The sequence below is a fragment of the Simiduia agarivorans SA1 = DSM 21679 genome, from assembly GCF_000305785.2.
GTDB lineage: Bacteria > Pseudomonadota > Gammaproteobacteria > Pseudomonadales > Cellvibrionaceae > Simiduia > Simiduia agarivorans.
This window is the reverse complement of the sequence record NC_018868.3, coordinates 3,605,319-3,628,530: the sequence shown is the minus strand read 5'-3', so window position 1 is coordinate 3,628,530 and position 23,212 is coordinate 3,605,319. Positions and strand designations below refer to the sequence as shown.

The following is a 23,212-nucleotide window of genomic DNA, read 5'->3' as shown; positions in this document are numbered from 1 at the left end:
TTATGTACCAAGCACCACAACCCGTAAAATTCAGCCCGAAGAAAATCAACCGATACGATTTTTCGGCCGACAGCGTAGCGCTTTCCGGTGAGCTGGGGGAACGCCTGGCTCGCTCAATTCAGCGCATCAGCCACGAAGCGCCGTTCAGCGAAGAGTATTTGCTTAAGCAAATCAAAACTGATCCGCAAACATGGACCAACTTTCCCTGTTGCCATGGCGACGTCGCCGGGCGTTGGTTGTGGGCCCAGGCGCTGGCGCATTCCGACTGTACTGAGGCGCCTGCTGACGTGGTAAGCCTGGCGCACAAGGCCATCGCTCACCAACAGGCCGACGGTCATTTTGGCAACGAGACTATCGCACCTGGCGTTGAAACCATGCTTGGCGCTTACGGCAATGGCTGGATGCTCAAAGGATTATCGGTACTGGCCAGCCTGTTCCCCGATGCAAAACTCGAAACCGCCGTGCGCCAGCACGTGCAGTGGTACATCGATCAGTACCCCTATTGGGAAGAGGTGGCCCGCAACATCCGCGAACGCGACACCGAATATTATGCGGTAACACCCAGCGGATACTTCCACGGTTTGGCGGGACTCTCAAGCGCCTACCAGATCACCGGCGACGAACGCATTCTTACCCTGGCCAGACAATTCATGCCCAATGTGGCCTCGCTGGCAGAGGCAGATCACTCGCACTCTTACCTTACCGTGCGACGCGGCTGCCTGGAATTTGCCGAGCGCGGTGGCGACACCGGAATGGTAGCGGCCATTGAAAAGGAGTTGGAACAGGTGTGGCGGGAATTTGTGATGGAATCCGGCGGCATACCCGAGCGCTTTGTAAAATTCGGCAAGGATCACATACATGACGATGAAGCCTGCTCCCACGCCGACTGGATGTTGCTGTGCCTCAAATTGCACAAGCTCACGGGCAAAGACGCCTGGCTGGAGCGCGGGATTCTGTGCCTGGAAAACCAATTTTTCTACAACCAGACCATCAATGGCGGCTTTGGCGCACGGCTGATTTACCAGAATCGCTACCTGCAAATGGGCAAGGAAGGCTATTGGTGCTGCTCGCTCTACGGACCCTCGGTGATGCTGGAAGCCGCCAGCTATTTTGTGCAGCGCGATGGCGACACGCTCAGCGTGCTTCATCCCATTGAAGGTACTTTTACGTTCGGCGATCAGACCGTCAATCTCAGCTGGAGTGCAGACTACCGTCAGTTCATCGTTGATCTCTCGCAGGCGCCCGCTATACAAAAGGTCAATCTGCGCGAGCCAAGTTGGGCCAGCTGGCATGCCGGGCAATATAATCACACGCACACCTATACCGCCCATTGGAAATTCTGGAACGCCACACCCGGGAAAGCGCCCGAGCCTGTGACAGCGGAAAGCGGCAACGTCTACACCCAATTCCTGGGCCCCTGGATGCTCGCCGCGCGAGCTGCACAAAACGTGGACATTCCCACCCTGCCCATGCGCGCCATGGCCAGCGGCGCAGCGATAGATGGTTTGGAAATCCGCACCATGAAAGGCCTGCCACAAACCAGCAAAACCCTCATGGCCGTGGCGCCCAGCGACGTACAAATAAACCAGTACGACGTATTCTCCTGGCCAAATCAACCCGGCAATCAGATCATGCTCTATCCGCTCAAGGATAAAGAATCACCGGACAATATGAAAACCTGGTTTAAAGCACTGTAATTAACCCGAGACTGAATAACGGAGCAGCGTCTGCGCTGCCTCGTTATTTCGTTTGGCGATCGTCATCTTTCCGGGTTGCATGCCCATGGGTTCAGGCGAACCGTATTCCTTTTGAGGTGAATTCAAACCATGCGACGGCACAGTATTTTTTGGTCCCTATCCCTGCTGCTACTACTGACACTCAGGGTTGGCGCGAGTGAGATCCCCCCACTGAGGATTGCCGTACTCGACACCGTTCATCTCGAAAGTGGGGAGCATCTTCAAAATGCCAAAGTAGGCTACCGAACCAAGGGAACGCTCAACAAAGAAAAGAGCAATGCGGTGTTGTATCTCACCTGGTTTGGCGGCACATCTGAAGATCTGTTCAAATATGGTGTTATTAATGTGGTTGATACAACGCAATTCTTTCTGGTTGTCGTGGATGCCTTTGGCAATGGCATCTCGTCCTCACCGTCGAATCACCCCGATTTTCCCCGGATTACCATTGGCGACATGGTTAAAGCGCAACATCAGTTGCTGACACAATCACTCGACATCCCGTCGCTTCACGCCGTCATGGGAACTTCAATGGGGGGCATGCAGACATTTGAATGGGTTACACAATTTCCCACTTTTATGGACCGCGCCATTACCATCGTAGGCAGTCCCCGGCCAGCAGCTTATGACCAGTTATTGTGGCAAACACAGTTACAGGCGATTACTCAGGCCGCAGACGCGGGCAACGCGGAAGAAGCCGCAGCAATGGTGGGGATGATCAGTACACTTGCGCTCCATACACCGCAATACCACGCTTTACACACACCGGTGAGCCAGGCGGGCAGTTTTATCCACGCCGCTCAGACCGGCGTCTCCCGATCAATGCGGGATACCGCAGCGCAATTGGACGCCATGCTCTCACACGATATCAGCCGTCGTGCCGGCAATGACATCACCGCTGCCGCAAAATCCATACAGGCGCGCATGCTGAATATCGTAGACAGGCAGGATCACATGGTCACACCAGAACCCGCTCTGCAACTCAGCACACTGCTGGGTGCAGAAACTTTAGTGCTGGATACACACTGTGGTCACATGACTACTCGTTGTGAAGGTGAACGGATCGATCGTGCCATCCGGCAATTTCTGTCTGCGCACTGAGTGCTTTGTTACACTGGTAGCCTGCCACATCAGCAAGGCACTAGTCTGCGGAAGATTCCGGATAATTCTTCAGTACCCCCCACTTGGTGAACAGACGCCTGGCCTCGCCCGTGGCACGAAGCCTGGTCAGCCCGGCATCAAGGGCTTGTGCAATTTCCCTGCCTTGCTCGTGATCCATGAACGTGACGAAGAGCGGGTGACTGCCAATAGGCGCGGTATTAAGCCGATGCGCCTGCACGGCGTCCATTGGCAGCCGGTGCGCAATGTCGCCGCTATCGTCAATGTAGCAGTCGATGCGGCGCGCAAGTAACATGCGAATACCTTGTTCGGTATCGTGGACTTCCATCGCCTTTGGGATAGCGAAGTGAACGTCATAGTCATAGCCACGCGGCCAGGCGTAGCTTAGCCCCCGCAGTTCAACGCGCCAGTTGGCCAGAGCACGCCCTGAATGACACCACACCTCAACCCTTTCCAGGTAGATTGGCACACGGTTGCTGATTTTTACGTTGCCCGGATCCACCTGGTTGATCAGCGCAGCGCGATAGGTGCCTATCTGACCGTCCACATCACCGGCCACGAGCATCTGTGTAGCGCGCCGCCAGGGTACGACCTGATATTCAATCTGGTATTGCGGTAGCGCCTGCGAAATGAGATCCGAAAACAAACCCCGGCCATCAGACGCCATCAACGCCGGCCAGACTGACACAGAAAAGCTCACCACTGGCCGGCTATCCGCTTCAGCGAAAACCAACCAGGGGAACATCACTACACCAGCAACAAGGGCAGGAAATCGCATGGGCTTAAGGTGCCAATTGGGGGCCTGATCAGACTAAAACATAGCATATCCGGATGATTACGTCTGTTGCCGCGAGACAGGTACAGCACAAGCATCTGCGCCCCGAACAAAACGGATTGATCAGATTGCGCTGAAAACCGCTTTAAAATCTGCCGCGCAAAGTGAAGCACCACCAATCAGGCCGCCATCTACATCCGGTTGAGAAAATATTGCAGCGGCATTTTCTGGCTTTACACTGCCACCATACAAGATGGACACCGAGGCACCTGGCGCGCCAAGCAGACTGCGAATAAACCGGTGCGCCTCCTGCGCCTGCTCCGGTGTAGCAGTTTGCCCTGTGCCAATTGCCCAAACCGGTTCGTAAGCGAATACCAAATCGGACCAAACCTCAGGCTCGCACACTTGCAGTACCGCCTGCACCTGCTGTCTGATCACCTGCTCATAGCGCCCCTCTTCCCGCTGAGCCAGAGCCTCTCCAACGCACACTACAGGCCGGATACCATCGCGCAATGCCTGCTTCACTTTCGCAGCGACAACCGCATCAGTTTCTCCATGGTAGCTACGCCGCTCCGAATGCCCCACAATGGCAAAGCGGCAACCGAGATCCAACAACATCCCGGCAGAAATTTCGCCCGTATAAGCGCCAACCGGGTATGCACTCACATCCTGGGCACACAGGCCGATGCCCACCTCTTCAAAACGCGGGCTGGCATAGCCCAGGTAACAAGCCGGAGGCGCAATCAGGGTTTGGGCGCGAAAGTCAGCGGGTATCTTCTGCCGGAGCGCATCCACGAAGCTGTCGATGTGCAAAGCAGACCCATTCATCTTCCAATTGCCAATAACCAGCTTTTCGCGCATATCCTTTGATCCTTATAAACAAAATTCAAAAAAAAACCGCCCCATCGGGGCGGTATCAACGAGGGTCGAGAGAACACCCAGAGAATGACACACCGGACTTGCAAACCGGTGCGCCGTTAGAACTCGTCAAACGCAATTTGCTGTTCAGGCACACCCAGTTTTTGCAGCAGGTTACGCGTGGCTGCCATCATCGGTGGCGGGCCGCACAGGTAAAATTCGTATTGCTGACAATCGCTACCCTTTGAAAGAAAGTCCTGTTCCACTACCTGATGTACAAAACCATTCGGATAGCGGGCATCCTGTTCCGATTCGGGTTCAGACAGCACCAAGTTAAAACGGAAATTGGGATACTTTTGTGCCAACTGCTCAAAATAATCCTGATATAACGCCTCTTGATGATTGCGCGCACCATACCAAAAGCGGATTGGTTGGCTGACCTGTTCGGTTTCCAACAGGTAAGACAAATGCGACTTCAAAGGCGCCATACCAGCACCACCGCCGATATAGATTTTTTCTGCTCTGGTGTGTTTGATTCGGAACTCGCCTTGGGGTCCGACCGCTTCAATCACATCGCCCTCAGAGAGGCTGTACATGTAGCCCGATCCCACGCCCAGATGAAGTTCTGGCGCGCTCGGGTTAAATGCCAGCCGCACATTCAACACCAACCGTTCATCTTTTACCGGGTTGGTCGCCAATGAGTAGTTACGCATACAGGGCTGGCGATTGAAGGCCTTTGCCGTGTGAAGCCCAAGGGACTGCCAGATCTGAGACTGGCTGCCCTGCTGTTGCGCCGGATTCAGATTCAGCGATTGGTAGGCAGGCACACAAATGCGCAAGTAATCACCGGGTTGATAGTTGAATTTCGGTACCAGCTGCTGGGGCTCAAGCTCGATCTCGCGAATAAAGGTAGACAGGTTGCGCACAGCAACCACCCGCAGCGACCAGCGCCGGATACTGTCGATACGCGGATAAGGCGCGGTGTTCAGCCATAGTTTTTCACCGCGCTGCTCTACCGGGTAGCGTTCAAGTGCCACACAGGCGGGCGCTCTTGTGGCGTGGCCATCGGATAGCGCAAAACGGCCGTTGTGCTTCGGGCATTCTATTTCATCGCCTATGACCAGTCCCTCCGCCAGGTGCGCATTACCGTGGGTACAGATCCCTTCGGTGGCGAACAAATCACCTGCCTGGTTGCGGTAGATAGCATAAGTATGGCCAGCCGCATCAATGCGCAGCACATCGGCATTTTGAATCTGGTCAGCATTGCCCGCACACACCCAACCGTCATGACCCACGGCTAACGCTTCCGACGCTGGCGCTGGTGTCGCCGGCGCTGGCAGCGGCCGCCGGACAAAATAGTCGGGGTCTTTTATCTGCCGCTTCCAGGCGGCAAGGATTTCTTTCCAGGCCGCCCACAGGCCATCATAAGCAGGCGGGCAATCATCTTTCACGAGCGCATGCAGCGCGGGCAGCGCATGGTAAGGCACCAACGGATACATGTGGTGCTCAACATGGTAATTCATGTTCCAGTACAAAAAGCGGTTGAGCGGATTCATCAGTACCGTGCGACTATTCAACCGATGATCAGTAACGTTCTCTGCCAGACCTGCGTGTTGGGTATAACCGTAGAGACCAATCAACCAGGTGCCAAAAACCGATGGCAAGCCGACGAACATCAGCGGCAACCAACTTTGCTGCACGATCGCCAGCGCCACTACGCCAACGTAGACCGCTACATACACGCGCGCTTTCCAATGTATCGCTGGCCATTCGCTGGCCGGCACATAGGTTGCAGCCTCCTGGTCGCGCTGGCCGCAGGCATGAATCAGCATCCGGCGCAATTCAGTGACCAGGGCGGGGTATTTGAAGAACGATAAAAATAACGCCAGCGGCCTCGCCGGTCGCTGGCTGGCAATTTCCGGATCGCGCCCCACAATAATGGTGTCTGTGTGGTGGCGGATGTGGCTCCAACGCCAGGTGGTGGACTCGCGTAAAATCATGAACGACGCCACCTCATACAAGGCGCGGTTCATCCAATCGGTTTTAAACGCGGTGCCATGACTGCATTCATGCCAACGGGAATCTGATACCGAAGCATAGAGAAATGCATAGAAGAAAAAAGGCAGTAAAAACCAGGCGCTGCCCCAAGTCTGCACCATGGAATAGCCGGCTACCGCCAAGAGGGAAAACCAAATAAGCGTATCGCGTATCGCCGGCCAGTCCTTGCGCACCAGCAGCGCGCGCATGGCACCTTTATCCACCGGGCTCTGGTACCAATGGGCGTCCGCCAGCCCGTTGCGCTGGGCGTCCGCACCACAGGGGCCGGTAAGTGAATAGTCTCGGGCAGACATGGCGAATCTCTGTTGACGCAAACTGATGAAAGATCACCGCTTACAAATCATTATTAGTCATTTACAATCATTTTAATTATAATTTCAATCAAACACAATAGAGAAATACCCATGAGTGCACTAAAAGGCGTTCAACTTTCACGCGACCAACTCGCATTGATTTGTGTGCCCCACGGCGCCCGTCTGCGCTCAATGACGTTCAACGGGCAGCCCATGGTGTTGAGCTACAGCCAGGACGCACAGTGGCTGGCGGATATCTATGCGGTCAACGCCATTTGCGGGCGGGTCGCCAACCGGATTGCCAACGCAAGCTTTGAATGGCGCGGGCAACACTACCGTCTGTCGAAGAACCTGGGCGACCATTGTTTGCATGGTGGTGAGCGGAATTTCAGCAATCAGGCGTGGCATTTGGTGGATTGGTCAGCGACGCACTGCCAATTTCACATAGTGTCTGAGGACGGCGATCAAGGCTTTCCCGGCCGGGTGGAGGCATGGACTGACTATCGCCTGGAACCCGATAACCGGTTGCACATCCACCTGAAGGCCAAAACCAATAAGCCCACCCCCGTGGATCTGACCCATCATGCCTACCTCACTCTGGGCGCAGGGGATTGCCGTGAACTGCGCCTGGATCTCAATGCCGACTCAGTGCTGGAAAAGCGCAGTGACATTCCCACCGGACAACACATCAGATTGGATAAACTCAAACTGGATCGGGCGCACAATTTAGGACAGCAGATTGAGCGCTGGCGGCAAGCAGACTGGTCGGACCGACACGGGTTTGATCATTTCTTTCCCATCTGCGGCGCCGAAGGAGAACCCATCAAGGCAGCCACCTTGCTGAGCGAGACGGTGGAAATGACCTTGCACACGGACCAGCCGGGTATCTTTCTCTACACAGCCGGCCATCTGGGCGGCCACTTCGCCCCTTTCAGCGGGGTTTGCCTGGAAGCCCAGGGCTATCCGAACGCGGTGAATGAACCGCGCTTTCCAAGCCCTGTGCTCATGCCCGGAGAAATTTACCAACGCGAGATTATTCTGCAATTTTCTGAACGCGTTCACGCACCAACTGCATAACCTGCACATTCATTGCCCACTGATCCGCGATGGGTTGCCCCGTTTCAGGATCGTTGAGCATGTATGGGGCAGGCCCGAATTCAGAAGTAAATGTCAGCTGTTTTTGCCCCCGGGCCCGGGCGCTCGCCGTGATAGCAGCCCACCACTGCAGGTGCTGCTCCAGTGCATCAGCATATTCCGGCAGCGCCAAGCTGGTGACTTGTGAGCCCTGGCTGTGCCCCACGCGACAATGCACGTGGTAGCTGCGCGCAATCGCCAACGTCAATGCCTCAGGCTGATCCGCTAATAATGACTCGGCCACACAGCACCAATGGCTGAAATCAGCGGTGATTTTCAGATCCGGCAATGCCTTCAGGTATTGCAGTGTTACGTGAGCGGCAAAGTTAAAACGGCCGCGGTGGGTTTCATGATAGATGGGCAGCCCCAAACGCCGGGACAAACCATCTGCCGACGCCAACAGCGCCTGGTTCTGAATAAAACTGAAATGATCCCGGCCACTGTGTGAATTAATAAAGAGGGGTTCGGTTTCAGCCAGCTGCGAAAGCCGGTCCAAGTAAACAGGACCATGCTTGTCATAGTCCGCTGTCAGCGTGTCCCAGTGCTGCGCAACAAAGCACAAGTCATGATCGCGGATTGCCGCCACCCATTCCCGACAGACCTTCCGGTCTGTGGGAAAGGCCACTTCTACGCCGTCATAGCCAGCTGCCTTGGCATTGGCGACAAACTCGGTAAACGGCAGTTGTTCAGAGCCCCATAAAGGGCACAGAAATAACAACTCCATCACTGCCGCTCCCACTGATCCAACGGTGCCAGACTCGCTGCCACCACACCCGCTCCACGGGTGCTGTGTACCACCCACGGTTCACCTTTAACCCAACGCAATTCGCCTTCATTCACCCGCGTGTATCCGTGGCGGTAATTGTCTTTGCCGGTGATGGGAAAAATCGATACCTGATCCAGCTTTGCCGGATTCAGGCGCAACGCAAAGACACCGAGATTATTGCGAATGGAACCTACCGGCACGATCAACCAGTTTTTATAGCCGACAAAACCACCCATGAAAGGCATCAGGGGATCTTCGCGAGGATAGGCTGGCGTATCAAAGAACGAAGGTACACCTGCTGCTTTCAGTGACGCACGATCGAATACCTTATGCCAATGCACACCTTCATCGACACTCACGAACACATTGTGACTGGCATCAGCCTCATTGCGCGCTGACACTGCCAGCATCAGGGAACCTTGCTCATTGAGCCAGGCGGTCACATCTTCAACCAATCCAGGAAACTCGCCAATGCGTTCACCAGGATGATTCAGATTCTGCGAGCCACGGTACACATATACTTCATTACCATTGGGGTAATACAGGGTATTCGCCTTGGCCGGATGAGTCACCAGACTGGTTTTCGGCAATTCTATTTCGCCAAGCGGCAACCGGCGGAAGCCATTGCCGTTACCCGTCAGTAGTGCAGGCACATCGTCTGCCACATAAATCCCCTGGCCTTTGAAACCCACAAACAGTCTGCCCGGCACCTGTGAATCTGCCGCCATAGCCCAGATTCTATAATCCCAGGCGTCCGGATGGCCGTGGACTTGTAACGCCTCTGGCACCGAAGGTAAACCGTTCCGGTTTTCCGCGCCTTCACCATTCCAACGGGAAATCCCACCCGCCAGATGCTGCCACTGATCTTCCGGCGAATGGTGGACCAAAACCTTCGCGTACAATCCCATAGGAATATCGCTTGCACCATAGCCATAGCCAGTACCTAACACCACCACCGGCGGTTCGGTTTTTAGTATTTCAACAGACTTGGACGCAGTAATTTCAGGAATAGGCCGCAAATCTCGAATCCAGCTTTTGCCGAAATCCCAGCTTTCATGTAACCCCTGATCACTCAGCGCAGCAACAAAATAGTTCTCACTGGTGGCAAAATCACCGTTGTAGGTATTTACAAAACCACGATTGGTCCAAGTAGTATGGCCCGGCGCGCCATTCGCTTGGGTGACCGCAGTTTGGTACAACACGGTTTCACCGCCGGTTTTCGGAAATCCGGGGGCATCCATATCCAACAAGCTGATGCCATGGCCGTTTTCCAGAATGATCTTATTATGCTGCCCCCAGGGCACAGGGACGAAATCAAAACTGTCTACCTGAATGTAGTTGTCCGAGCCCTGAGATGTTTGCCAGCCTTTCTTGTTTTGTTCGTAATAAATACGCTGCCAATTGCCCCGCTCCGGGAGGCCATTACTGACGTCAAACTCGGAATAAAACAACGACGAGTTGTGGTGCTTCATGGTTTTCCCCATTAACACCCGGACTTTATTCGCCAAACCGTAGGCAGCCTGACCACTGCGTGGATCGATTTTCAAGCGGGCATAGCGTTGTCCCGGATTGGTATAGCTTTCGCCGTCCCATTCCACACGGGTTTCTCCAGGCTGCGACAGGCGTGTACGATCATCTAACCCAAACAACTCATCCACCTGATGCCATTGTGCATGCCCCTGTGCCAACGCCTTTGCGTCTGACACAAATACGGTAGATTGAGTGACGGATCTGGAGAAAATGGCAAAAGCGGTCTTCCCGTCTGGACTGATTTCAAAGCCAAGCGCAGCCATATAACCCTCTGGCATATTGGCACTCGTCCAGTTAATTCCGCCATTATCAGAAACAAATAATCCGCGTTCGCTGGCAAGGTACAGCAGCTGATGATTCGGATCGAACACCAATTGCCAGACATTTTTTTCCGGCAGGGTTGCCGGATCATAGTAGTGCTTCTCGAAACTCAATCCGCCGTCTTCCGAAACAAACACCAGCCCGGGATGCTTATCCCCATGGACATATTCAGGGACATGCATTGGCTGTTCATTCAGATCGGTAATATCCGGTGCGCTGAGCGCCATCACAATATGTTTTGGATTCCTTGGATTGACCGCAATCAGCTGAATCGGATAACTCAGGGTTTCGTCAATTGCCTTCCAGGTTTCGCCCGCATCATCGCTGATCAGCGCCATACGGTGGGTGCCGAGATACAGTCTATCTGGGTTAACCGGATCACTGACCATACCAAATACATTCAGCTGGGGTAACTCAGCCGCCAGCAACCGGTAGGAGTTGCCGCCATCATCCGTGCGATACAAGCCTTCCATATCGCTCAACACATAAAAGCGATTTTTTACATTGGGCTCAAGATAAATACTTTGTATTTCCCCACCGCCACCGGGGGCCCAGTACTCCCATTTCAGGATAGGCGCAACGCTTGAGTATGTTGAGCGGGAACCATCAGAGGAGCAAGCTATGAGCATCGAAATGATTACAGTAAAAAAAGATGCTGATTGAAAGAATTTCATTGTGACAAACCCGAAATTGCAGACAAAAAATAGCCCCCATAAAGGGGGCTGAGGGAGAAAGTACAGCAGTACTTATCAGAACTGGTAACGACCACCCAACATCCAGCGGGCACCTGTCTCTTCATGACTGATGAGCAGGTTTGACCCACGACCATGAGAACGGTTGTCTTCACCGGTAATGTTAATGCCCTTCAGGAAAATCTGGGCATTGTCGGTAATGTCGTAGCTCACGTTCAGATCTATGGTCTTGAAGGCTTCGTCGAAAATTGGCTCAGTCAGACCCAACTCCTGATTATGGGAGTCAAGGAAGCGATCACGCCAGTTGTAGGCAACACGCACCTGAATGCCGTTTTTGTCGTAGAAGCCCACCAGGTTGGCAGAATCACTAACACCCAGCAGCGCGTCAGAGCCGCCCAGCGTGTAGGGATCATAGCCCACATCGGAGTTGACAAAGGTGTAGTTGGCCATGACGCCGAAACCAGACTCCCCAAACATGTGCTGAACAGCCAGTTCAATACCGTCCACACCGTTTTTGGCATCACCATTGGTTGTCAGACCGTACTTGAAATCCACCAACGGATCACGATTGACGCTGCCCACAACCTGACCGGTACCACCGCCATTGTTGGTCACACCATCCTGACCGTCAAAGTTCTCAATCACATAGGTGAAAATTTCATCAAGACTTTGCAAGCCGGTAGCACGAGCAGCATCTGCATATTGACCAAATACCGGGTTAGCCAGACCAGGATAATTCAGATAAGAATCAACAGTCTTCGGGAACTGGGTAATGGCTTTGTCAAAGTAAGCAACAGACACATAGCTACCATCACCATAGTACCACTCAAGCGAGAGGTCGAAGTTGTTCGACTCCAATGGTGCGAGGTTAGGGTTACCTGTGAAAGCCTGCGGATTAACAACGTTTACCGTTGCCGTTTCGATCGTCACACCACCGCGCAATGCGGGAAGATTTGCCCGGGCAATGGACTTGCCATAGGCCAGACGCATAACCAGATCATCTGTCAGATTCACGTTCAGATTCATGCTTGGCAAATGGAACTTGTAGTCTCCCTTTTGCACGCCATAAGTCTGAACCTGCTCACCATTCTGATCCACGGCCGGACGGAATTCGAGCTGATTGGATTTTACCCACAGTACGGTGTCGTACTGGGTAATTGCCGAAGCGGCAGTAATATCCGTCTGCTCGTAGCGATAGCCCAGATGCAGAGCATAATCAAGACCAAACAAGTTGGAATTCAGGTTGTACTGCAGATAGGCGACTTTGGTCTCTTCAGATACATTCTGCAGATCAGCATAGTTGTACTTATTAGACGCACAGAATACGGAGTTACAGTTACCCAGGATGGTCTGAGGCGAGTCTTTTCCATCAACATAACCGCCGTAATTCGCCGCCAGATAATCCAGCATCTGGTTCAGGTCGAAGTTCAGCGCTGTGCTGTAGAAATTATCGCCAGTCAGTGTGGCTGACTCTCCGGTCCAGGGATGCGTGATTGTGCCGTTACCGGCCGGCAATTGCGCCGCGATAGTATCGAAGTCGCCGTAGCTGGCGTCAAACTCATTCATGAAATTGAACGAACTGAACCCATCAAAGCTGACAAAATCGCCTTTGAATTGCTCATAATGGCCACGACCACGCTCCACCCGGATATTGCCAGACGACCAATCAAGATTGGTAGACTGCAACCCAAAGTTCAACGACTGCTCATCAGTGAAGCGCCACTCGCCCGAGAATTTGGCCTGGGATACTTCACCTTCATTAAATTGGCTGGTAATCCGGTGAGTCAGAGGCACTACGTCGGCGGCAACCACATTTGGGTTGGTCACATAGATTGCAGGAATGTCGCCGGTGCGATCATAGGCAACTGCCGAGCGGGTCAGCGCCGCCATTTCAACATCAGCGGTAGATCCCAGACGGCCGCCGTTTGGCGTCACTTCGTTGGTGGAACCGTTCAGGTCCAGCTCGAAGCTCAGATCGTCGGTAGCCTCCCACTCCAGGTTAAGACCATAAGACTGCAGGGTATTGCGTACGTGATCCTCTCTTACTGCAAAGGTGGTTTCACCCAGAGGACGGTTGTTGGACAGCTCTGCATAAACCAACGGCGACTTGATCGGGTCATCACTCCAGACTGCAGTATTGGCAGGATTCCAATCCCAGTTGTACCAAATAGAAGCCGAGTTGGTGACGGTATCGATGTCCTTGTTGAAGTAGTTGTAATCTACCGTGGCGGTAATGTTATCCACCGGACGCCACTGGAATACAGCCTGCGCGTTAGCACGGGTGTGTTCCTGCTCAACAATATTGTAAAAATCCATGCGTGGCAGGGTGAATCGATCGCCGGCCTCTGGGCCATTGGCATGCGAGCCCCAGGATACGCTCAACTCCTGCGGCTGCCAGTTGGTGCCTGGCTGGCCCCACTCATCCACCTGATAGGAAAGACCACGGGCTTGGTTACGTCCGTTGGCACGCTCCTGGTAGTTTACCGCAACGGCGACACCGAACTTGTCGTCATCGAAGGTGTTGGAATAAATGCCGGAAAACTCGGGCGTCACACTCGGGTCGTGTGAAGACTGGTCATAAATACCCTGGGCACTTACCACCGCACGCTCGCCGGGCTCTTCCAGCGGACGCATGGTACGCACGTTGATGGTAGCGCCCATACCACCGGTCTCGCGGGACGCAGCGGTAGTTTTGTGCACCTCGATACCACGGATCATATCCGGTGCAATTGCGGAGAAATCGAAGCTGCGCTGACCACTGGCTGCCGCCATCTGGCGATTATTAAGCTGTACCAAGTTAAAGCGTGGCCCCAGACCACGCACGGTGACCTGCTGGCCCTCACCGTTTTCACGGTTGATGGATACACCGGGCACGCGCTGCAGAGACTCTGCCAGGTTGGAATCGGGGAACTTACCCATGTCTTCCGCAGTGATCACATCACTCACGCCCATACCATCGCGCTTCACATCCGCGGACTTCTGTAGTGAACGACGAATACCTACGACTTCGATTTCCTCTAGCAAGGCCTCGTCCGCAGGCACTTCCTGCGCCAATGCATATCCTGTGACGCTGCACATAGCTGTCGCCACGGCAACGGAGAGAAGGGAGCGATTAAACGCCTTATGTTTCAGCATATCTCTTACCTTTAGTTATTGTGATGCTACTCAGCTGCTGCTTTTGTCCTGCTTTTCCTGCTCTCAGAAGCAATCACCCAAAAAGCAACATACAGCCATTATGAATCATTTAAAATCAATTACAATCATTTTTATTGCAAAAACTTTCCTTATAGAGAATTTGTTACCAATGGTGCCAAAATGCCGCCAGCTGCCGTAACAACACCGTTTATACCGTTTATTTTCCTAATAAACGCATCCATACCTCTTCTCTGGAGGATGATCCTGATGCCAAGATCATCGTCAAAATGCCACACACAAATCATATTCAATCATTAACAATCAATGTTTTGATCTCGAACGGCGTAAACAGAGCCGGGTTCTCTACACTGGGGGTTTCCGCCAGCGTTGCAGATCGGGCGCCGGCGGGCGGGCTCCACCGGGTGCGCTGATTACCGGTCTCATACAACCGGAGCGCTATGGCGTCCCCCGCCTCTGTGCGTTTGATTGAGGGAAAGGCGACATTCGCCGGCAAGTCCTTGATCATGGGTGCCGGCAATCCACGGCCTAACCCCCGCCCTGCCGCATTGGCGGCGACCAGCAGTGAATGGTTAAAGGTTTTGGCTTTTTCGATCACCCCGCCTCGGAGCAGGTCGCCCTGGTGCGGCAGCAAGGCATAACTCATCTGCATACCGCCCGCATCACCACTGCCGCTTTCACTCCAGTGCAAATGATGCATTTCCTGATACTCGTGCTTGTGCTGTCCCCAGGCCAGATTAAGTCGCAAGCCGCCAGACTTCAGGTTGTAGGCATATCGCGTACGATCCAGTAACGCGACACCATAGCCACCTTCCGAGACATCAGCCCATTCATGCACCGCAATGGGCGATACCACTGCCGCGTGGCGGTCGTAATCGCCCCGGGAAAGGCTGGCAAACCCGAAAGGCATGCCATAGTGCGCTTCCCGGCTGTTGATATTGAGCGGGAATTCCACGGCGAGGCGATGGTCTTCCTGCCAATCGATATGCGTGTCAAATTGGAGCTGGCGCGAATGCGCCGCTAACCACACCTGCTGGACAACCCGGCTTTTTCCTTTGCGCCAGTTCAGGCGCATGCCCGCCCTCAAATGCCCGGTAAATTCCTGATCTATCTTTGCCCGCGCAGAGAATGGTTCAGCGACGCCGGTTTGGTGAGGAATACGCATAAACTGATTCCACACTTTGCCTACGGGCACCAGCTCTCGCTGTTCCACTTTATCGAAGTAGGAACTGATCTGACCGTTCTGATTAAACGTCACCCGGACCAAGGCGTTTTCCAGCACCCCTTTGCGAACGCTGAGCTCACCCGACGACGCCGACACTTCGGGCTTGTCGCCCCACCGAAGATGGGTAAACGTCTGCGGCGCGAGATCCGGCAGGTCAACCCAAAGATTGCCCACCGCATCACGCTCATGCGCCAGAACATTCCCGCTCGCATCCAGAAGGCGGACACCCGCGAGATCCACCTTACCCAGATTTACCACACCGCTTGCCACTGTGGCGGCAGGGTTGTAAACCACGAGGCCCGCATCGGCCAGATCCGCTTCGCGCAGAATGTGCGCCAACGCCTGATCCCGGATTATCGCCGCGCGCTGCTCGATATCGGCAAGATCCCTGGCCGCACGCTCCAGCACCTCGGGCACCGCCATACCGGTAACAATATCGTGGAAATGCTGCAACAACAGTGACTTCCAGATCTGCTTAAATTCCGATTGAGGATATTCAAAACCAGAAAGCGACGCATAGCTGGCCAACGCTTCCGCTTCCTGCAATCGCTGCTCGGCCCGGCGGTTGGCTTGTTTAATGCCACTCGCCTGCATAAACGTGCGCTGAATCCACGGGCGCGCCAGAATCCGACCATCAAACAGAGGGAATTGCTCACGCTGCCGGTTTTGCTGCTCGAGATAGTCGTACATATTGGTCCACTGCACGCGCGGGAATCCTGGCAAATCCGTAACCCGGCGGATCAATTCCACATGATCTTCAGTGCCGCCCGCACCGCCATCGCCCCACCCCACCAACAGCAACTGCTGGTCGGTTTCCGCTTTATTTTTAAATTGCGCCCATGTTCCCGCCAGTCGTCTTGGTCCCGCATCAGGCGCGTTATAGGTTGTGATCCAATGGCCTTCATCGTACGAACGCCCATGAATAACTTCCTCGTAGGGATATTCCCACGCCGGTGTTGACAGGCTGTTCACCAATAACTCACTGCCATCCAGTCCACGCCAGCGATATAGGGTGCTGTCAATCTCCGGAGTGTTTGCGCGCATAGCCACCAGACTGTCTAACCCGAAGTCCTGCGCTATCTGAGGAAAATACTGCGGATAACCAAACGTATCGGGTAGGAACAGGGCGTTGTCTTTAACACCAAGGGTGTTGCGGTAATAGTCCAGCCCATACAAAAACTGTCGCACTACGCTTTCACCACCAGGCAGGTTCAGATCGGTTTCCACGTATGTGGAACCGTTCGCAATCCACTGGCCCGCGTTGATTTTGGTTTTGATCCGCTCAAATACGTCCGGATACAACGCCTGAATACGCTCGTAGTGAAACGGCGTGGTAAAGATGTACCTGTATTCGGGAAACCGGTCCATCAGATAAAGATTATTGAGCGCCAGGCGCAATAATTTGTCGTCGGTATGATCCAGCGTCCAGCGCCAGGCACTGTCCAGATGGCCATGCAACATTACCCTGAGGCGCTCGTTATTCTGTGGTAGCTTGGCTAATGCAGTAAAACCTTCCGCGAGCAACTGATTCGCCGCTTGTAATTGTTGACGATACACCGGGGTATGCGGCACTTCTAAGTTCACCGCCGCGATGGCTTTATCGATCAACGCACGGATCTGTCGGCCGGGTACGCTGTCATCATTAAGAATGGTGCTCGCCTCAATCAACACCCGGAGCTTCCAATAAACATCATCAGCCAGTGGATCACGTTCAACCACAGCCACTTCCCGATAGCCTCGTGGTTGATCGAATACCCCGAAGCTTTTGAGCGTGATCCGCTGAGGTCTGGTGCTGTCCCCAAGCTTATCCAGCGCCCAATAGAAGTGTTTGCGTTGCAAAGCTGCGCGAGCGATGCCATCTACATATATGGTGGTTTCCGGCCAGCCGGGCACACTCATGTCCATGGGCTTGAGTGTAAAAAATCGCTCCCATCCCGTTTGCGACTCGGGCAGCGCGGGCAAGATAAATTCGTAACCAATTTGCGAGTGCCGACCGCCCACCAACTCACCAGGCGCTGCCATAACAGCATCCTTTGGCAGCCCGTCTTTAATAAACGCATCTTGCCAATGATCTACACGGCTTACCGCATCGGTCGCCCAAACGGTGCGATGGCGCAGTTTACCCAGGCGATCCAAAAACAATATTTCGTGGGCCTGGAAATACATATAAGGCATCACATGGCCATCGAGAGCCATGTGACCGCCTTCCAACGCCAGATGATCTCCTGCAGCCGCCCTCGCTATATAATCGCGGGTGGTGTCTGAAACGGTTTTATACAGCGGTGAGTCAACCAGGTTGCTATTAGCCATAACCGGTATTGCCATTGCCATACCGGTGATGAGCAGCAGCGGTTGAATTCCAGCGATTTTCATCAACGTTTTCCCGAATATTAACGGCGGTGGCGCAGCCACCGGCTCTATTTTATTGTTCTTTGGTAGCTACGATCAGGCCTTGCGATTGATCCACAATGGTGCGGTAAAAATCCAGACCAGCGTGCCTATCAACGCCATATCCTTAAAATTTTCCAAATCAACCTGTTGGTAAAAAACCAACAAGGAGGACACCAGAATGAGCACCAACCCGGCATAGGAAACGAGCTTCAGGGGTATCAGCCAATTCATCAGTTTGCCTCCATTGCTGCAGGGCTTTCAGTCACCCCGTTTTGCATCAGCTTGGCAAATACCACATACAAGGCACCAGCTATCAGCCAGGCCGGCAATGCCATAAAGAAAAAGAAGTCTGCGTCAAATGCAACATAGAGCCCATAGCTTGCAACGATAGAAAGCACCCAGGCCGAGGCCACGGCGTAGTTGAAACTGATCTTGCGGAAATCGGCGAAGTTCTGCACCAGGCCCAGCTTCGGAAACAACCACACGTCGGCCAGCACCATGGCCCCCACCGGAGCAGCCACCAGTGCGTAAAAACCCAGGAACTGATCCAGCTTGGAAATGATCCAGGGGAAGCAGGCCAATACCGTGGCCAACAGGCCGATACCGAGGGTGATTTTCCAGCGTTTGAAATTCGGGAACAGTGCCTGCACGGCGATGCCCGCGCGATACACCGTGGGGTTGGCGGTGGTCCAGCCGGCAATCAACACGCAGATACCGCCGGCGATACCGATGCTCATCACGGCGATCTCGCCGGAGCTTGGATTGTTGTTGCCCGCCTGAATGGCCACCGCGCACAAGATGCCGGAGGCTACCCACGCCATAAAGTGCCCAATAAACATGCCCGCCGCCGAGGCGATGCCGTAGTGCGGCTTTTTCGCATAACGGTAAATGGTCATGTCGGATAAACCGATGTGCATGGCGCTGTTACACAGCCAGGCAAAAATCAGCACGTGCCAGAAGCCGTATTTGGATTGGCCTTCTACCGGCACACCGGTCCAGATTTTGGTTTCGGCAATGGTCCAGAAGTCCGACCACTGGGTAAGGCCCAGCTGCGGCAACATGGCAATGCCAGCCCCGAGGAAGATAAACGGCATCCAGGGTGCAAAAATCAGTGAGAATTTACTGACGAAGTCATAGCCCCAGGTAGACACCAGGGCCATCACCACACCGATGGCAAACACGATGAGAATGGCATCGAAGCTGCCCGGCATTAAATCCGTCAGGCCCGGCATATCCACGCCCAGCATGTAGCCGATGGCCGTGCCGGATACGCCAATCATGGCGGCCGCTGCAACACAAAACAGCAGGCCGTTCAAAAAATTGAAAATACTGACAAGGTTAAACCCGGCGATTTTTTCCAGTTGGTAATAAATAGTCAGCCGGGTTTTAACCGCGGTGGGTGCGCACAGCAGCACCCAACTCAGCGTGGCGAGAATGTTGCCCACCAACAAGCCCCAGAACAAATCGTTCCAGGCCGTGCCGTGCAACACAAACAACGGGCCAATCACGAATTCGGTACCGGCGATGTGCTCGCCGGACACCAATCCGAGAAAACTCTTGAACCCCTTGACTTTTTTTTCAGGTACCGGTTCGCGCTCGTATTCGTTTACAGCATCCAGCTTGCCGGACAACTTCTCTGCCACGCTCATATCACTTCACCTCGCGGTACTGTGATGTGGTGAGTGTCATGGTGCCGCCTTTGACGATGGCATCGTGACTTAGCTGGAACGCCGCCAATGGCTCGCCATTGACTTTTTTGTCGGCGAGATAGCGGTGGGTGTCTTTGAAGTTGTCCACCACGATGGAAAAGCTCTCACCCGGGTAGTAGTTCTGATCCAGATCGATATCGATGCGGGCAAAACTTGGCAACGCCAACTGGTAGCTGGGCTCGCCCACCAGATCGGGATAGAAGCCCATCATGGCAAACACCAACCAGGCAGACAGGGTGCCGGCGTCATCGTTACCGGGAATACCCCAGGGCGAGGTGGTGAAGTACTTGTCTACGGCGTAGCGTACTTCTTCCTGGGTGCGGTATTCCTTACCGGCCACATAGTTGTACAGGAAGGGGTACTGGATATCCGGCTCGTTGGTCATGTCGAAATAAAATTCGTCAAAACTTTCGTCCAGTCGCGCAATAAACTGCTCTTCACCCATGATGTCGATCAGGCCGGGCATGTCGTGCGGCACAAAGAACAAGTACTGCCAGGCGGTGCCTTCAACGTAACCGGGGCCACCGCTCATTTCCCAGCGGATATCCCAATGTCGATCGAGCGGATTGAAGGGCGTCATCCAGGAGCCGTCTACATTGCGCGGACGCAGGAAGCCGGTTTCTTCATCGTACAGCTTGCGATAGCTCAGGCTTTGCTCGTGGAAGGCTTTGGCGTCTTCGGTTTTGCCCAGTGCCTCGGCCAGCTTGGCAATGTTCCAGTCGGCCAGGTTGTATTCCAGCGTGGTGGACACGGTGCCCCACACAATGCCGTTGAACCAGCCAAAGTCTTTACCTTCACCGCCGCGATCATCTTGCGGAATGTAACCCAACTCGCGGTAGTGCTTCAGGCCGGGGCGCATGTGGTTGAAGGGTTCGGTTTGCGTGGCCGCTTTAACCATGGCGCCGTACACGGCCTCCACGTCAAAATCGGTCAGGCCTTTGCGGTAGCTGTCTACCACTACAGGTACCGCCGGATCGCCCACCATGGTGGCCGCTTCCATACCAAACAATTCCCACTTGGGCAGCCAGCCGCTGTCATGCACCATGTCGGCCATGGACTTCAGCATGTCGGTTTGCTGCTTGGGGTGCGTCAGCGTAATGAGCGGGTGTACCGTGCGATAGGTGTCCCACAGGCTGAAGGTGGAATAGCGGGTGTAACCTTCGGCTTTGCGAACGGTTTTGCCGTCCATGCTAAGGTATTCGCCATTCACATCACTGTATGTCTGCGGCATGATCAGTGAGTGATACAGTGCCGTATAGAACTTGGTGTTGTTCTCGGGCGTGCCGCCTTGCACTTTGACAACCGACAGCTCTTTTTCCCAGGCCTGAGCGGCGGACTGACGGATCTGCGCGAAGGACTTGCCCTGCTGCTCTACCTTCAGGTTTTCGCGGGCGTTCTCAACCGAAACAAACGAGATACCCACACGCAGTTCGATCTCAGTGGCCTCGGCAAAGTCGTAACTGAAATGTACGCCCTCGTATTTGCCACCCTCTACGCGCTTGGCCGCCTTCAGAAATTCCGGCGATTCAAATTTTGCATAGGACGCCGCAGGCTTGCTGAATTCAGCGGAGAAAAACACCTTGCGCATCTGGCCGGCATCACAGAAGTTGCCCTCTGCCTGAAACCCTTCCACGCGGTTTTCGCTCACGTGGGTGATGGTACCGCCCTTGGTTTCGCCCTGGTTTAACGCCAGGTCAAAAATAAAATTGGTTTGCCCGGCGGGCACCTGGTAGCGGCTGATACCACTGCGGGTGGTTGCCGACATTTCTGCCAATACACCAAAGGTATCCAGGAACACACGGTAGTAACCGGGTTGCGCCAGCTCGCGGGAATAGCGACTGCGGGTATCTTTTTGCGCCAGCGACAATTCACCGGTGGTGATTTTTACTGGCAGTGCGCCAGAGCTCGGGCAACCCACACCAGACAATTGCATGTGACCAAAGCCGTAGATATACGGCTTGCCAAACACATAGGCAGCGGAGTTTTTGTCATTGGCAAAGTCGATATTCTGTGGCACTACCGAGGCCATGCCCCAGGGCAGCACCGCGCCCGGATAGGTATTACCCTCGTTAGCGGTGCCGATAAACGGATCCACCCATTGACTGACAAGGCCACTGCTCTGGCTCATGACAGCAGTTGATGACTCAGCGCTGGAGGTGGTTTCCCCCCCGCAACCGCCCAGTAAAAAACCCGCAGACAACGCCAACAGCGCTGTTTTGCAAGTAGACTTTCTTGATGCAAACATTTTATTTTCCTTCGCGGTTCGCTTTCAGAAGTTGCAGTACCTGATAACAGGCACCCAGTGTGTGGTAGTCGCACTTGGCGCCCGCCGCACTTTTGATATTGGAAAGAGGTTGATTGTCAGCACTGAGCACCCGATACCAGGCGCCATATTGATGATCGATCATGTGATCCCAGCTGTACTGCCAAAGCTTTTGGTAACAATCCCAGTAATGCGATTCGCCGGTCGCCAAGGCCAACATGGCAGCGGCCGCAAATGACTCAGCCTGCACCCAGAAATATTTTTCGTCGTCGCAGATGCGACCATCGGGCGCATGACCGTAGTAGAGTCCACCCCGGGCTTCGTCCCAGCACTTTTCCCATGCAGCATCGAACAACGCTTTGGCGCGATCCACCATCCACGGCTCCGGCCGGTGCTGGTGCAGCGTTAGCAGCAGCTTGCTCCACTCGGTTTGATGACCGGGCTGAAAGCCCCAGGGTTTATAAAGATTTTTGGGATCTTCTTTATTGAATTCCCAATCCGGTTCCAGCGCAGAAGTAAAATGCTCCCACACCAATCCCCCGCCTTTGGCAGCCAGTTCCACCGCAACGGTGTTAGCTAATCGGTAGGCGCGATCCAGATAGCGGGCCTCACCAGTGGCCTCGAATGCCGCCAGCAAGGCTTCGCAGCAATGCATGTTGGCATTTTGCCCCCGGTAGTCACTCACCACAGACCAATCCGGGGTTGCTTCATCAGCATACAGTCCCTGATCGGCCTGCCAGAATCGCTGCTCAAGGATATCCCAGGTATGACCAATGCCTTGATAAGCGTTGGCGATGCCCTGTTTGTGCGCGGTCGCGTAAGCCAGCATGACAAACGCGAGGCCATAGCAATGATTGGTGGAATCGACCGGGATGTTATTGTTCAACACCCAGTGATATCCCTTGCGCGCAGGATCCCAATGTTGCTCACGCACATAGTCCAGCCCTCTCGCTGCACGTGCCAGATAAGCGGGCTGAGCGAAAACTTCACTGGCGACGCAATAGTTAAACACCAATCGTGTCGAGCTCACCAACTGCTTGGTACCCGTATCAAACACATCGCCGCTGTCATAGAAGTTCTGACGAAAACCACCCAGTGCATTGTCGTCTACATTTTTTTCATAGAAATCCAAGATCGACAGCATATGACTGCGCAAAAAATCCGGGCTTTGAAAATCGGGGTATTGACTCAT

Annotated in this window: 14 protein-coding genes; 3 read left to right on the top strand and 11 right to left on the bottom strand. The window is 54.1% G+C overall.

The genetic code is table 11. The annotated features are described in order from the left end of the window. The first annotated feature begins 2 nt into the window (after positions 1-2). Together M5M_RS16290 and M5M_RS19715 are read left to right on the top strand one after the other, a co-directional pair. A complete protein-coding gene (locus tag M5M_RS16290) occupies positions 3-1,697 on the top strand; it encodes a glycoside hydrolase family protein (RefSeq protein ID WP_016389790.1) in 1,695 nt (564 codons plus the stop codon). 129 nt (positions 1,698-1,826) lie between these two features. After that, positions 1,827-2,834 carry an alpha/beta fold hydrolase gene (locus M5M_RS19715; protein WP_024330144.1) on the top strand — a complete coding sequence of 336 codons (1,008 nt, stop codon included), beginning with the start codon at positions 1,827-1,829 and terminating at the stop codon, positions 2,832-2,834. A gap of 40 nt (positions 2,835-2,874) precedes the next feature. Here M5M_RS19715 and M5M_RS16280 read toward each other — a convergent pair whose 3' ends face one another. The 3 genes from M5M_RS16280 to M5M_RS16270 all read right to left on the bottom strand — a co-directional run bounded on the left by M5M_RS16280 (position 2,875) and on the right by M5M_RS16270 (position 6,836). Next, positions 2,875-3,630 carry a substrate-binding periplasmic protein gene (locus M5M_RS16280; protein WP_144062486.1) on the bottom strand — a complete coding sequence of 252 codons (756 nt, stop codon included), beginning with the start codon at positions 3,628-3,630 and terminating at the stop codon, positions 2,875-2,877. Between the two features lie 120 nt (positions 3,631-3,750). Beyond that, positions 3,751-4,488, bottom strand: coding sequence for a triose-phosphate isomerase (gene tpiA, locus M5M_RS16275; RefSeq protein ID WP_015048598.1), 738 nt, complete (start codon positions 4,486-4,488; stop codon positions 3,751-3,753). A gap of 116 nt (positions 4,489-4,604) precedes the next feature. Next, entirely contained in the window at positions 4,605-6,836 is a 2,232-nt protein-coding gene (locus M5M_RS16270) for a fatty acid desaturase (RefSeq protein ID WP_015048597.1), read from the bottom strand. 111 nt (positions 6,837-6,947) lie between these two features. On the opposite strand from M5M_RS16270, the gene M5M_RS16265 reads away from it, so the two are divergent. Further along, positions 6,948-7,913 carry an aldose epimerase family protein gene (locus M5M_RS16265; RefSeq protein ID WP_015048596.1) on the top strand — a complete coding sequence of 322 codons (966 nt, stop codon included), beginning with the start codon at positions 6,948-6,950 and terminating at the stop codon, positions 7,911-7,913. Here M5M_RS16265 and M5M_RS16260 read toward each other — a convergent pair. From M5M_RS16260 to M5M_RS16230, 8 genes are all read right to left on the bottom strand, one after another. Continuing rightward, positions 7,870-8,694, bottom strand: coding sequence for a sugar phosphate isomerase/epimerase family protein (locus M5M_RS16260; protein ID WP_015048595.1), 825 nt, complete (start codon positions 8,692-8,694; stop codon positions 7,870-7,872). The two genes, M5M_RS16265 and M5M_RS16260, sit on opposite strands and share 44 nt — an antisense overlap. After that, positions 8,694-11,261, bottom strand: coding sequence for a WD40/YVTN/BNR-like repeat-containing protein (locus M5M_RS16255; RefSeq protein WP_015048594.1), 2,568 nt, complete (start codon positions 11,259-11,261; stop codon positions 8,694-8,696). The genes M5M_RS16260 and M5M_RS16255 overlap by 1 nt, the downstream gene beginning before the upstream one ends. Positions 11,262-11,336: 75 nt before the next feature. Next, entirely contained in the window at positions 11,337-14,414 is a 3,078-nt protein-coding gene (locus M5M_RS16250) for a TonB-dependent receptor (RefSeq protein ID WP_016389787.1), read from the bottom strand. Between the two features lie 307 nt (positions 14,415-14,721). Further along, positions 14,722-18,030 (bottom strand): alpha-mannosidase, encoded by a 3,309-nt coding sequence (locus tag M5M_RS16245; RefSeq protein WP_015048592.1) that lies wholly within the window; start codon positions 18,028-18,030, stop codon positions 14,722-14,724. Between the two features lie 72 nt (positions 18,031-18,102). Continuing rightward, positions 18,103-18,279: a hypothetical protein gene (locus M5M_RS20415; RefSeq protein ID WP_016389784.1), complete on the bottom strand. Its 177-nt coding sequence runs from the start codon at positions 18,277-18,279 to the stop codon at positions 18,103-18,105. Next, on the bottom strand, positions 18,279-19,697 hold the full coding sequence (locus M5M_RS16240; protein ID WP_015048591.1) for a purine-cytosine permease family protein: 1,419 nt from the start codon (positions 19,695-19,697) through the stop codon (positions 18,279-18,281). Before M5M_RS16240 ends, M5M_RS20415 begins: the two co-directional genes overlap by 1 nt. A gap of 1 nt (position 19,698) precedes the next feature. Further along, complete coding sequence (locus M5M_RS16235) at positions 19,699-22,002, bottom strand: GH92 family glycosyl hydrolase (protein ID WP_015048590.1); 2,304 nt, start codon at positions 22,000-22,002, stop codon at positions 19,699-19,701. Between the two features lies 1 nt (position 22,003). Next, positions 22,004-23,212, bottom strand: a complete 1,209-nt coding sequence (locus tag M5M_RS16230) for an AGE family epimerase/isomerase (RefSeq protein ID WP_015048589.1) — start codon at positions 23,210-23,212, stop codon at positions 22,004-22,006.